The following is a 12,938-nucleotide window of genomic DNA, read 5'->3' as shown; positions in this document are numbered from 1 at the left end:
AGGTGCAGGAATGAGCCCGAGTAAAGCGGCCGCACAGGCCAACGAGATGGACGAGCGGTACCGCGCCGCGGCGTTCGTCAAGCGCTCGATCAACAAGGTCTTCCCGACCCACTGGTCGTTCCTGCTCGGTGAGATCGCGTTGTACGCGTTCATCATCCTGCTGCTGTCGGGTGTCTACCTGACGCTGTTCTTCGATCCGTCGATGACCGAGGTCGTCTACAACGGCGCGTACCAGCCGCTGCGCGGTGTGTCCATGTCGCGGGCGTTCGAGTCGGCGCTGCAGATCACCTTCGAGGTGCGCGGCGGCCTGTTCGTGCGTCAGGTGCACCACTGGGCCGCGCTGCTGTTCGCCTGCTCGATCATCATCCACCTGCTGCGCATCTTCTTCACCGGTGCGTTCCGCAAGCCGCGCGAGGCGAACTGGGTCATCGGTTCGCTGCTGCTGATCCTGGCGATGTTCGAGGGCTTCTTCGGCTACTCGCTGCCGGACGACCTGCTCTCGGGTACCGGTCTGCGGGCCGCGTTCGGTGGTATCACCATGGGCATCCCGGTGATCGGCACCTGGATGCACTGGCTGATCTTCGGCGGTGACTTCCCGGGCACGATCATCATCCCGCGTCTGTTCATCGCCCACGTGCTGCTCTTCCCGGGCATCATGCTGGCGTTGATCGCGGCGCACGTGGCCCTGGTCTGGTACCAGAAGCACACCCAGTTCCCCGGACCGGGCCGGACCGAGAAGAACGTCGTCGGTGCGCGCATCGTCCCGGTGTTCGCCGCGGACCAGGGTGCGTTCTTCATGTTCACCCTGGGCATCGTGTCGGTCATGGGTGGCGTCCTGCAGATCAACCCGATCTGGAACCTGGGTCCGTACAACCCGTCCCAGGTCTCGGCCGGATCGCAGCCCGACTTCTACATGATGTGGACCGACGGTCTGGCTCGTCTGATGCCGCCGTGGGAGCTGTATCTGGGCCGGTACACCGTGCCCGCGCCGGTCTGGGTCGCCCTGATCATGGGCCTGGTGTTCGTGGTGCTGATCGCCTACCCGTGGATCGAAAAGCGCCTGACGGGCGACGACGTGCACCACAACCTGTTGCAGCGTCCGCGCGATGTGCCGGTGCGCACCGCGATCGGCGCCATGGCCCTGGCGTTCTACCTGGTGCTGACCCTGGCGTGCGTCAACGACATCATCGCGCTGAAGTTCGACATCTCGCTGAACGCGACGACGTGGATCTTCCGCATCGGCCTGCTGACCGCGCCGCCGATCGCCTACTTCCTGGCGTACCGGATGTGCCTGGGGCTGCAGCGTGCCGACCGCGCGGTGCTCGAGCACGGTATCGAGACCGGCGTGATCAAGCGCCTGCCGCACGGTGAGTACATCGAGGTGCACCAGCCGCTGGGGCCGGTCGACGCGCACGGCCACCCGATCCCGCTGGAGTACCAGGGTGCGGCGGTGCCCAAGAAGATGAACAAGCTGGGTTGGGCCGGCAAGCCCGGCGCCGGTTCGTTCCTGCGGGCCGATCCGCCAGCTCAGGCCGCCGAGCAGACCTCGTACGACAAGGAGCAGCACCACAAGCAGCTCGAGATCCTGGCCGCGTACCAGGATCAGATCGCCGGTGGCGGCGACGAGGGCGAGCACGGCCACTGAGTTCGCTCGGTAGCTCGGCCCCGAACCGGAAACGGTTCGGGGCCTTTGCTTTTCAGGCGCTTCCCGGGACGTTCACCCGTCCGGCCGGATCATTCTCCGATGGAGAATCCGGCCTCGACCTCGGCCCGCGAATACGACTTGAACGCGATGTGCGTGGTCGTGCGCAGCACGCCCGTGGTCTTGTTGACATGGCCGGTGACCACCTCGGCGATGCGCTCGTGATCGCGCACCCGGACCACCGCGATGAGGTCCACATCGCCCGCGCACGAGTACACCTCGGTCACACCTTCCAGATCCGCCAGCGCCTGCGCCGTTTCGGGGATGCGGGCGGCATCGGCGTGGATCAACACGATCGCGGTAATCATGATGTGAGTCTAGTTGGGCCCCGCTCCGGGCCTGCGGGAAGACGTCGCGGCCGGACCGGCCGAGACCACGACGGCTCGTCCGGCACCGGTGCGAGATGTGCAGGAGTTCCGTGCGGGCATTGGAGACGTCCGCTCCGGGAGATGCTGCAGACCGCGGAACCATCGAGTCGGGTAGTACTCAGGATTCGGTACCGGCCAGGTAGTCCCGGCCGGCCGATTCGGTACGGGCAGCGGCCTCGGCGCGCTCGGCCCAGGCCAGCCAGGGGCCCGCGCCGGAACGGGGCTCGGCATAGCCGTGCGAGGTGTGGACGATGCGGGTGCCGGGCTGTTCCAGCCAGGCGATGATGAGTGCGGTCTCCTCCGGGGGAGCGCCGCGCAGCGGGGGATGGAGCCGGTCCTCGGGAGATTCGGTGCCGGGGAGGGCGGGCAGCGCGGCGTCCGTGGCGTCGAGGCGGGTGGGTACGACGGTTTCGGCGGACGCGACGAGAGCGTCCACGACCGGCATCGGCGGAATCCCGCGGGCGGCGGATCCGGCCGCGGCCAGGCGGCCGTAGCGGATCACCGCGAAATCCCATCCACCCGTCTCGGCGCGTCGCGCCGCCACCAGCTCGGCGATGCGCGCCAGCGCCGCGAGCCGCTGGGTGCGGCGCAGTGCGCGCACCACCGTGACGGTGCGGTCGCGGACTCGGGCGGCGACCTCGAAATGTTCGGCGGCGCAGGAGATTTCGATACGTTCCCGCATCGCGTGCAGCGGCAGGTCGGAGCGCCCGGCGAACAGATCCCGCACCGCGTGGGCGGCTGGTGCGTATTCGCTTGCGCTGGTGAGGGTTCCGGACCTGCCCGCCGGGCAGCCGCCGACCGTCGCCGGCGGGCACTGCGCGCCGTGACGGCCGTTGCGCGGGATGCGGCCGGTGCAGGTGCGCAGGCCGCAGTACTCGGCGACGGTGGCGGCCAGTTCGGCGGCCTTGGTACGGGAACCGAACGGCCCCAAGGCATCCCGGTTCGGGGTGCGGGTGATGGCGAAGCGCGGGAAGGGTTCGTCGGTCAGGGTGATCCACCAGGCGCGCTGCGGGAATTTCGAGCGCCGGTTGTAGGGCGGGGTGTGCGCGACGAGCAGCCGCAGTTCGCGCACACCGGCCTCGAGCCCGTGCGCGCACGGCACGTGCTCGACGCGGGTGGCGAGCGCGACCATCTCGCGCATGCGCGGGCGGGTCTCCGACCCGGTGAAGTAGCTGCGGACGCGGCGGCGCAGATTCACCGCCGTGCCCACGTACAGGACCTCGTCCGAGGGGCCGCGGAACAGATAGACCCCGGGCAGGCTCGGCAGATCGGCGGCGAGGAAACGTTTGGAGCGTTGCCGGCGGGTCACCGCAGGCAGATAGTCGGCGAGCTCGGTCAGGCTGTGCACGCCGAGGTTGCCCACCCGGCCGATGAGCGCGTGCAGGACATCGACGGTGGCGCGGGCGTCGTCGAGTGCGCGGTGGGTGGGGCGGGTCTGCGCGCCGAGCAGTTCGGCCAGCGCGGACAGGCGCACCGTGGGCGCCTCGTCGCGGGGCAGGATCCGCCGGGCCAGCTGCACCGTGCACAGGACCTGGAAGGCGGGCCAGGCGGTCGCGCAACGGGCCGCCGCGGCCTTCAGGAAGCCGATGTCGAAGCGGGCGTTGTGCGCGACGAGGACCGCCCCGGCCGCGAACTCCAGGAATCCGGGCAGTACCGCCTCGATCCGCGGCGCGGTGCGAACCATCGCTGTGGTGATCCCGGTGATCTGCACGACCTGCGGTGGAATCGCGCGGCCCGGATCGACCAGGGTGGCGAATTCGCCCAGCACCTCGCCACCGCGCACCTTGACCGCGCCGATCTCGGTGATGGCATCGCCGTCCGGGCTGGTCCCGGTGGTCTCCAGGTCCACAACGACGAAGGTCGTGTCGTACAGCGGGGTGTCCAGATCGTCGAAGGCCAGCTGGGCCGGGCGCGGGGCGGGAGGGGACACGGCGGCAGCGTATCGGCCGGGTACGACAGGAATCGCGAACGCGGGCGCGGTTCGAGATCTGGCCGTATTACCCGACTTGCCGGGTTCGTTTCGGGGTGAAACGCCAAAAAGTGGTCAGCGTCACACTCATTCGGTTTTCGAATGACTCGCACCGATTTCCGCGAATTTCGCGGTTTGCGCGGATCTGTCCACTCGACATCCAGGTGGCAACCACTCAGCAAGCGGACCGTACGGTCGCGTACGGGTTGTCGCGCCATTTGCTACGTGCTGATTTCCCGATCGGGCCGATTCGAAACCGATATTTCTCCCATGGTGGCCGCGGGCGGGCCGGGCCGGAAGAAAGCCCAGGTCGGCGCTTGTTGTTATGGTTTCGTGATTGGTGTGATTCATCTCGCAAAAATTTGTACTGGCAAAATTCGCCGACTTCTGCTGCTCATGCTCGCGGCTTTACAGCGCACCGTTATGTGTTCGTAATCTTGCCGAGACCTCGCGGAGTTCGACGTGCCACCGGGTGCGGCGTCGCGGGGCAGATGAGGAGTCACCGCATCATGGCGATCAAGCGACACGCCCACCGGGCCGTTGCGGCCGGAGCCGTCGGCGCTGCCACCCTCAGCGCACTGCTGCTGTCCACCACGCCCGCCACCGCGGCGCCGGTCACCGTTCCGGGGATCGGCAACGTCGAGGTGCCCGATCAGGTCCTCGGGGCGATTCCGAAGAACGCCATCCCGCCGAATGTCATCCCGCCGAATGTCATTCCGCCGGGTGTCATTCCGCCGGGTGTGGCCGTCCCCGGCATCTCCCCGGCGCCCGCCCCGGCCGAATCGGTGGGCCAGCGCGCGGCCAACGCCGCTCTCTCTCGCGTCGGCGACCCCTACGTCTACGGCGCCGCCGGCCCGAACGCCTTCGACTGCTCGGGACTGGTGAAGTGGTCCTACGCGCAGGCCGGTCGCGACCTTCCGCGCACCAGCTACGGCCAGCTGTCCGCGGGCGCTCCCGTCTCGCTGAACGATCTGCAGCCCGGCGATGTCGTGTCGTACTACGGCGGCAGCCACTCGGGCATCTACGTCGGCAACGGCAATATCGTGCACGCCTCCACCTACGGCCAGCCGGTGAAGGTCGCACCCTTGCACGCGATGCCCATCGCCGGGGCGCGACGCTACTGACCACTGGGAAGACCGTGATCGTTTTGTGCTGTGCTGGACATCATGGGGCGCGGTTCCGTAACCTGATCGAGACCTTCGTGATGATTAGTCCGGAACACGGAATGGGGCCCTGCAGGCAGTGACCGCGCACGATCGGAACAGACGAACCAGACGCCTGGTTGGCGGGTCATTGGCGGTGGGCGCGTTGATGTTCGGCGCGGGCGCCGGTGGCGGGGCCCTCGCGGAACCGGTTGCGCCGCCGACCAGCGCCAGCGATGCGGTGCAGAAGCTGATCGATCTGTCCCATCAATCCGAACAGCTCAATCAGCAGGCCCTGGGCGCGCAGCAGGACCTCGACGCGAAACTCGGCGTCGAACGCACGGCCGACGCCAAACTAGCCCAGGCCAACCAGGTGGTCGACGCCGCCGAGGCCGAGGTGCGCAAATATCAACCGGCCGTTGACCGTACGGCGATGGCCGCCTATATGGGCGCGCGCACCAACCGGATGTTCTCGGTGCTGGCCAGTGATTCCCCGCAGCAACTGCTGGATCAGATGTCCACGCTGGATGTGTTGCAGGCCCAGACGAGTGAGCAACTCGCCCAGTTCACGAAGGCGACCACCGCGGCCACCGCGGCGCAGTCCACCGCGCACAAGGCGTCCGACGTCGCTCGCGCGGCCGCGCAGAAGGCCGATGCGGTGCGCGTGGATCTGGAAAAGAAGCGCGCGGATCTGCAGGGCGCGATCGCCCAGGTGATCCAGGCGTGGGGCGCGCTGTCGGCGGGGGACAAGAGTTCGCTGGCCGGATCGCTGTTCCCGCCGGGCTTCGATCGCGACGCGCTACTGCGCGGACTGGTTCCCGGCAGCGGCACGAGTGCGCTGGCCGCCGGGATGACCCGGGTCGGGGATCCCTACGTCTGGGGTGCGACCGGTCCGGATCAGTTCGACTGCTCCGGCTTGGTGCAGTGGGCTTTCCATCATGTCGGTATCAATCTGCCGCGTACCAGCCAGCAGCAGGCCACCGTCGGCACCCCGGTGCCGCGGGATCAGCTGCAACCCGGTGACGTGGTGTTCTTCTACTCCGATGCCTCCCATGTGGGGATCTACGCGGGCAACGGATTGATCTTGCATGCTTCGACTTTCGGCGTCCCGGTGAAGGTGGCGCCGATGGGGTCGTTCCCCTTCTACGGGGCGCGGCGGTACTGGATCGGGATGCCCTAATCACAACGAGGTGAGCGCGAGCGTGCTGATATGACTGCGTTGACTCGGGTTCGTAACTGGTTGGCGGCCAAGCGGCGGTTCGAGTTCGTCGCGACGGTCGCGATGGTGGTCGCGTTGACTGCGGTCGGCGGTGCGCTGGTCTTGTTACCGAAATCGGCGCTGCACGTTCGCCCGGTACCCGCGACCGCGGATGCGGCCGTGCCCTCGGCTCCGGCCGATCCGCAGCTACCGGAGCTACGCCGGACGATGGAGTCGTACGCACCCGTGGTCACCCGGCAGGTCTGCGCGGCGGACGGCCGGCTGTCGGTGGTGCTCGGTCATCCCTATCAGCGCGACGACGTGGACGCCCTGGCCGGCGATGTCGGCGCGGCGGTCGCGGCGGTGACCCAGTTGTGGGGCGCCGACTGGGCCCGGCACGCGGTGATCGCGGTGGCCTCGGATTCCGCCGAATTCGCGGCGTTGACCCATGCGACCGGCGAGGTCTCCGACCAGGTCGCGGCGGCCTCGGTATCGGATCCGTTCGTCCCGCCCGAGCGCCCGGCCGGCCAGCGCATCGTGTTCAGCGCCGCCGCGGGCCGCCGCCTGGGCCCCGACGGCCTGCGTGAGACGTTGCGGCACGAACTCACCCATATCGCCGCCCGCGCGGTCACCGTGGACGGCTCCCCGCAATGGGTGCTGGAGGGTTTCGCGGAGTACTCCGCGCATCGCGATACAGGCCGCACGTTCGCCCAGCTCGCCCCGACGCTGACCGCGAAGGCGCGAGCCGGTGCGCTGCCCGCGGATCTGCCCGCCGACGCGGCCTTCGCCCCGACCCAGGACAACGACGCCGCCCTGGCCTACCAACAGGGCTGGTCCGCGAACGCCTATGTCGCCGAACGGTTCGGCGAGCCGAAGCTGGTCGAGCTGTACCGCCACCTGGCCACCGGACCGCAGGACGCGTCCGCCCTGGACAACGTCCTGCGCAGCACCCTGGGCCTGGGCCGCGCCGACTTCATCGCCCGCTGGCGCGACTGGGTCCGGGTCCGCGCGACCACCTGAGCCGAGCCGCCCGACAGCCCAATTGTGTTGCACCCGTACGGCATTGGAACCGATCGGCTCAGGCCGATCCGGCCGGAACCCCTTTCGCGCCCCACAGTTCGGCGATCTTTCCGTCGGCCACCCGGAAGATCTCCAGCATCGTGGCGGTATGTCCGTCTTCGGCCATGCCGTGCACCGTCGCGCGCAACGCGACGCGACGCGGTCGCCGGCGGCGAAGATATCGTCGATGACCGTGTGTACCTGCGGATACATCGCGGCCATGGATTCCCAGGCCGAGCGCACCGCATCGCGGCCCGCGTCGAGCGGGTGACTGTAGAAATCGGGCGCGAAGATGTCCCGCACGGCATCGAATTCGCGGGCGTTGAACGCGGCGTGCATTCGCCGGCCGAGTTCGGTGGGGTCTGTGAACACGGTAGTCCTGTCGTCGGATTCGGCCGCGGTGAAAATTCCGCCGGATGATCGGTTGTCCATCACAGCGGGAATGCGACTGCTGTGCAAGCCGTTTCGGAGGAGCCGAGCCCGGGCCCCGCGGCGGGCGCGCGCGTCAATAGACTGCCCCGCATGGCGCGCACCCTGCTGGTAACCAACGATTTCCCACCGAGACCGGGCGGTATCCAGTCCTATGTGCATGCGCTGGCCATGCAACTGCCGCCGGATGAGCTGGTGGTGTACGCGCCGCGCTGGCGCGGGGATTCGCATCTGCGATTCGACGCGGAACAGCCGTTCCAGGTCGTGCGTCATCCCACGACGCTGATGGTGCCCACACCGCTGGTGCTGCGGCGCGCGGCCAAATTGCTGCGCGACGAGCGCTGCGAAACGGTCTGGTTCGGTGCGGCGGCGCCGCTGGCGTTGATGTCGCCGCTGCTGCGCCGCGCCGGGGCCGAGCGCATCGTGGCCAGCACGCACGGGCACGAGGTGGGCTGGTCGATGCTGCCGGCGGCGCGGCAGGCGCTGCGGGCGATCGGCGAGACCACCGACACGATCACCTACGTCAGCAAGTACACGCGACGGCGTTTCGCGGCCGCCTTCGGCGCCCGGTCGGCCCTGGAATATCTGCCGCCGGGAGTGGACAGCGAGGTGTTCCGCCCGGATCCGGCCGCGCGCAGCGAACTTCGCGCCCGCTACGGTCTCGGCGAGCGGCCGACCATCCTGTGTCTGTCCCGTCTCGTCCCGCGCAAGGGGCAGGACATGTTGATCATGGCGATGCGCGAGATCAAGGACCGGGTGGACGGCGCGGTACTGGTGATCGCCGGCGGCGGCCCGTACGAGGAGAAATTGCGCGGTCTCGTACAGGCGATGGAACTGTCCGATCAGGTCGTGTTCACCGGCCGGGTGCCCGCGGCCGAGCTGGCCGCCCATCACACCATCGCCGATGTCTTCGCCATGCCGTGTCGCACCCGCGGCGCGGGACTGGACGTCGAGGGACTGGGCATCGTCTACCTGGAGGCCTCGGCGACCGGCGTTCCGGTGGTGGCCGGAAATTCCGGTGGCGCACCGGAAACCGTGCGGGAGGGACGGACCGGCCGGGTGGTGGACGGACGTTCGATCGCGCAGATCGGCGAGGCGATCGTGGAGATCCTGTCCGACCGTGACGCGGCGGCGAGTATGGGCGCGGCCGGACGGGAGTGGGTGAGCACCCAGTGGCGCTGGGATGCGCTGGGCGCCCGGCTGCGCGTCCTGTTGGACGGCAACGTGCGATCGAGCGGCGCGGATCGGTTGGGTTAGGCTCAGGCGCATGAGCAGCATCCAGGTGGCGGATCAAACCTTCGTCGCAGCTCCCGGAAGCGCGGTCGGCGAGGTTCTGGCCGACCGCGCCCGCTGGCGTCGCTGGTGGCCCGACCTCGACCTCGAGGTGCGAGAGGACCGGGCCGACAAGGGAATCCGCTGGACGGTGAGCGGTGCGCTGATCGGAACCATGGAGGTGTGGCTGGAGCCGTCGCTGGACGGGGTCATCCTGCACTATTTCCTGCACGCCGAACCGGCCGCGTCCGTGCGCGATCTGGTCGCGGCCAACCGCGCCCGCCGGGTGGCCGGTAAGAAGATGTCGTTCGAGATCAAGGCGCGCCTGGAGGCCGGGCGCGCGGCCGGCGAACCCCCGGCGCACGCGTCGGCCGGCTCGATCACCTCCTGAATTCTGTTCTCCCGCACCGCACGTCGGAAAGGAAACGCTGTCAGTCATGGCCGACCGGACCCAGAGGTCGATCATCATCGATGCACCGTCGGATCGGGTGATGGCCGTCATCGCCGATCTGGAGTCGTACCCGGAGTGGGTGGCGGCGGCGCGTTCGGTGGAAATTCTCGACACATTCCCCGACGGCCGGGCGCGGACCGCACGGTTCGTGCTGGACGCGGGCGTGGTCAAGGACACCTATGTGCTCTCCTACACCTGGCGCCCCGACGGCAAGGCGGTGAGCTGGCAACTGTCCAGCGGTGATCTGCAGAAGGCGCAGGACGGCACCTACGAGCTGATCGACCAGCCGGACGGCACCACCCAGGTCGTCTACGAACTGACCGTGGATCTGACCATTCCGATGATCGGCATGTTCAAACGCAAGGCGGAGAAGGTCATCACCGACACCGCGCTCAAGGAACTCAAGAAGCGGGTCGAGGACTGACCGGATCAACGCCTTCCGCGGATCACCGAGACGAATCCGCGGCTCGTCCCGCGGGCTCCGACCGGGAGTCCTCGGTGGATGGGCCGCGCGGGACTCGGCTGGAACTGTTCGCGGGCAAGGGCGGTGTCGGCAAGACCACGCTGGCCTGTGCCACCGCGATGGCGTATCGAGCCGCGGGGGAGTGCGTGCTGCTGGCCTCGCTGGATCAGGCGCATTCGCTGGGCGATGCGCTGGGCCACCGCTTCCCACACGATCCGGGCACGGTCGCCGGGGTGACGTCCGTTCTGCCCGGGCTGGACGTCATCGAGGTGGATTCCCTTGCGCTGCTGGAGGATCGCTTCCGCGAGGTGGTACGCCTGCTGGGCGGGGCGGGGCACGAGCACGGGGTGGATCTGGGGTCGCTGGACCCGGCCGAGCTGACCGGTCTGCCGGGCGTGCAGGAATTGCTGATGCTCACCGAGATCACCCGGTTCGCCGACGAGGGGGACTGGGACGTCATCGTGGTGGACTGCCCGCCGACGGCGGACATGTTGCGCATCGTCACCGGTCCTGGCTCGGTGCTCGGCTATCTGGACCGGGTCTGGCCCCCGCACGCTCGCGCGATGAGTGCGGGCGGGCGGGATCTGCGGCGGGCGATCGTGGCGGTGACCGCCGAGCGGATCGCCGGTGCGGTCACCCGGGTGCGCGATCTGCTCGCCGACCGGTCCCGCACGGGAATGCGGCTGATCACCGTCGCCGAACGGGTGGCGGTCGCCGAATCGGTCCGGGTCCGTTCGGCCGCCGCGCTGCTGGGCCTGCGCCTGGACGAGGTGGTGGTGAACAAGGTGCTCCCGCCGCTGCCCGATACCGAGCCGTCCGACCATCCGGCGGTGCGCTGGTACGCCGAGCGGCGCGCCGAACAGCTCGCCGTCATCGCGGATCTGCGCCGCCGCGTTCCGGACCTGCCGGTGCGGATCGCCCATCACAGCGGGGCCGAGCCCGTCGGCGCGGAACCGCTCGCGGCGTTGGCAGCCGAAACGCGCGGTAATCGGGCAGGAACCGGCACAGACCCTATGCTGGGCGACGACGTGTCGGCCCGGAGCGCGCACCCCGGCCAGGCGCAGGTGCGCCTCGAGTCGGGCAGCGGCCTGCAGTCGGTCTACACGCTGCGGCTGGCGTTGCCCGTGGCCGACCCGGCGACGCTGCGACTGGGACGAGTGGAGGACGATTTGATCGTGGGAGCGGACGGAATCCGGCGTCGGCTGCGGCTGGCCCCGGTGCTGCGGCGATGCACCGTCGACGGCGCCGAGCTGAGCGGTGGCCGGTTGGTCGTGCGCTTTCGCCCCGACCCCGAGGTATGGCCGCGATGAACGACGCACCGCCGCACGGCGCCGAGCACGACGCACATGTCGGTGAACTCGCCGAGGAACTGCGGCTGCTGGCCGAAGTGCTGCTCGAACGGGTCGAACCGGTGCTGCGGCGCGCGTCCGCGGACGGCGGCGCCGAATGGTCCGGATGCAGTTGGTGCCCGCTGTGCGCGGCGGCCGCGCTGGCGCGCGGGGAACATCACGACGTGGTCGCCTCCCTCGCCGCGCACGGCACCGCGATCGTGACGGTCCTGCGTGAGGCGCTGGCCGGGGTCCCGGTCGAACCCGTCCTGCCGACCGATCCGGACGAGCCGCCGGATCGCGACGCCGGTGGCGAGCCGAAAGGCTCTGCGCCGCAACATGATTCGCCCGGCGAGCGGAGCCCGTTCGACCCGGGCGCTCCGGGTGCCGGCGGCGCGGCCGGTGCCCGGACCGACGAATCACGTTCCGGCGCGGGCGAATCGCCCCCGGGAGCGGGCTCGTCGACATCGGGTGACAGCAGACCCCGGTACATCTCGATCCCGGTGCAGATCAAGGCATGACCGCACGCATCGGGCGGGAGCGGCCCCTGACCGTCGGAATCGATGTCGGCGGCACCAACATTCGCGCGTCGGTCGTGGACGGCGCGGGTGAGGTGCTCGACACCGTGCAGGCGCCGACACCGCATTCGGAACGCGCGCTCGACGACGCGCTCGACCGTGCCGTGCGCGAACTGTGCGGACGGCACCCGATCGGCGCGGTCGGCCTCGCGGTGGCCGGATTCGTCGACGAGACACGGACTTCGGTGCGCTTCGCGCCGCATCTGCCGTGGCAGGACTCCCCGGTCGCGAGCCGCCTGTCCGAGCGGCTCGAGCTGCCGGTCATCCTGGAACACGATGCCAATGCCGCGATGTGGGCCGAATACCGGTTCGGCGCGGCGGCCGGCGCGCACAACGGCGTGCTGGTGGCGATCGGCACCGGAATCGGCGCGGCGCTGCTGGTCGGCGGCGAGCTGTATCGTGGGAGTTTCGGCGTGGCACCGGAATTGGGGCATCTACAGGTCGTCCCGAACGGCCGTGCCTGCCCCTGCGGTAAACGCGGCTGCTGGGAGAGGTATTGCAGCGGAACGGCATTGGTGGACACCGCGATCGAAATGCTGGCCATCGACCCGCTCCGTTCGACGATTCTGGCGCGCGAGGTCGCCCGGGACGCGGGCGCGCTCACCGGTCGCCGGGTCGCCGGCGCGGCCCAGGACGGTGATCCGGTCGCGCTCGAGGTGATGGCGGATTTCGCCCGCTGGCTCGGCCTGGGACTGGCGTTCGTGAGCGATATCTTCGATCCGGATCTGGTGGTCATCGCGGGCGGGGTGAGCTCCTCGGCCCCGCTGTTCCTGGACGAGGCCCGCGAGCACTACGCGGCCTCGATAACCGGGGCTCGTCATCGGCCGCTGGCCCGCATCCGCACCACCCAGCTGGGTGAGGGCGCGGGCATGATCGGCGCCGCCGAACTGGCCCGGACGGCCCTGGGCGCGGGACCGCCGACGGTCGGTGCGGATCGCGCGGGGGCCCACCGCTGATCACATATTCCGATGGTGTGAAA

The 12,938-nt window shown here is 69.4% G+C and carries 12 protein-coding genes and 1 pseudogene; 10 read left to right on the top strand and 3 right to left on the bottom strand.

Translation table 11 applies throughout. The annotated features are described in order from the left end of the window. The first annotated feature begins 10 nt into the window (after positions 1–10). A complete protein-coding gene (gene qcrB / locus AC5WS7_RS35830) occupies positions 11–1,645 on the top strand; it encodes a cytochrome bc1 complex cytochrome b subunit (protein WP_495959075.1) in 1,635 nt (544 codons plus the stop codon). Between the two features lie 89 nt (positions 1,646–1,734). On the opposite strand, the gene AC5WS7_RS35825 is transcribed toward qcrB, so the two are convergent. Both AC5WS7_RS35825 and AC5WS7_RS35820 read right to left on the bottom strand, forming a co-directional pair. Continuing rightward, entirely contained in the window at positions 1,735–2,010 is a 276-nt protein-coding gene (locus tag AC5WS7_RS35825; protein ID WP_495959074.1) for an Lrp/AsnC family transcriptional regulator, read from the bottom strand. A gap of 178 nt (positions 2,011–2,188) precedes the next feature. Then, the gene (locus AC5WS7_RS35820) at positions 2,189–4,000 is read right to left on the bottom strand and encodes a DEDD exonuclease domain-containing protein (RefSeq protein ID WP_495959073.1); all 1,812 of its coding nucleotides are present in this window, start codon (positions 3,998–4,000) and stop codon (positions 2,189–2,191) included. A 548-nt stretch (positions 4,001–4,548) separates the two neighbouring features. On the opposite strand from AC5WS7_RS35820, the gene AC5WS7_RS35815 reads away from it, so the two are divergent. From AC5WS7_RS35815 to AC5WS7_RS35805, 3 genes are all read left to right on the top strand, one after another. Next, positions 4,549–5,163: a C40 family peptidase gene (locus AC5WS7_RS35815; RefSeq protein ID WP_495959072.1), complete on the top strand. Its 615-nt coding sequence runs from the start codon at positions 4,549–4,551 to the stop codon at positions 5,161–5,163. 187 nt (positions 5,164–5,350) lie between these two features. Continuing rightward, the gene (locus AC5WS7_RS35810) at positions 5,351–6,361 is read left to right on the top strand and encodes an NlpC/P60 family protein (protein ID WP_495959212.1); all 1,011 of its coding nucleotides are present in this window, start codon (positions 5,351–5,353) and stop codon (positions 6,359–6,361) included. Between the two features lie 30 nt (positions 6,362–6,391). Next, positions 6,392–7,399 carry a hypothetical protein gene (locus AC5WS7_RS35805; RefSeq protein WP_495959071.1) on the top strand — a complete coding sequence of 336 codons (1,008 nt, stop codon included), beginning with the start codon at positions 6,392–6,394 and terminating at the stop codon, positions 7,397–7,399. 180 nt (positions 7,400–7,579) lie between these two features. Here the strand turns inward: AC5WS7_RS35805 and AC5WS7_RS35800 are convergent. Then, a pseudogene (locus tag AC5WS7_RS35800) lies at positions 7,580–7,777 on the bottom strand (nuclear transport factor 2 family protein); the annotation flags it as partial. Between the two features lie 183 nt (positions 7,778–7,960). On the opposite strand from AC5WS7_RS35800, the gene AC5WS7_RS35795 reads away from it, so the two are divergent. From AC5WS7_RS35795 to AC5WS7_RS35770, 6 genes are all read left to right on the top strand, one after another. Then, positions 7,961–9,124, top strand: a complete 1,164-nt coding sequence (locus tag AC5WS7_RS35795) for a glycosyltransferase family 4 protein (RefSeq protein WP_495959070.1) — start codon at positions 7,961–7,963, stop codon at positions 9,122–9,124. A gap of 10 nt (positions 9,125–9,134) precedes the next feature. Then, entirely contained in the window at positions 9,135–9,530 is a 396-nt protein-coding gene (locus tag AC5WS7_RS35790; protein WP_495959069.1) for a polyketide cyclase / dehydrase and lipid transport, read from the top strand. A gap of 46 nt (positions 9,531–9,576) precedes the next feature. Continuing rightward, positions 9,577–10,014, top strand: coding sequence for an SRPBCC family protein (locus AC5WS7_RS35785; RefSeq protein WP_495959068.1), 438 nt, complete (start codon positions 9,577–9,579; stop codon positions 10,012–10,014). Positions 10,015–10,088: 74 nt separating this feature from the next. Beyond that, on the top strand, positions 10,089–11,363 hold the full coding sequence (locus tag AC5WS7_RS35780) for an ArsA family ATPase (protein WP_495959067.1): 1,275 nt from the start codon (positions 10,089–10,091) through the stop codon (positions 11,361–11,363). Then, positions 11,360–11,902, top strand: a complete 543-nt coding sequence (locus AC5WS7_RS35775; RefSeq protein WP_495959066.1) for a hypothetical protein — start codon at positions 11,360–11,362, stop codon at positions 11,900–11,902. The genes AC5WS7_RS35780 and AC5WS7_RS35775 overlap by 4 nt, the downstream gene beginning before the upstream one ends. Beyond that, positions 11,899–12,915, top strand: coding sequence for an ROK family protein (locus tag AC5WS7_RS35770; protein WP_495959065.1), 1,017 nt, complete (start codon positions 11,899–11,901; stop codon positions 12,913–12,915). Before AC5WS7_RS35775 ends, AC5WS7_RS35770 begins: the two co-directional genes overlap by 4 nt. The last annotated feature ends 23 nt before the right edge of the window (positions 12,916–12,938 follow it).

The organism is Nocardia sp. PLKS1-43, from assembly GCF_059510335.1.
This window is presented reverse-complemented; position numbering and strand designations above follow the sequence as displayed.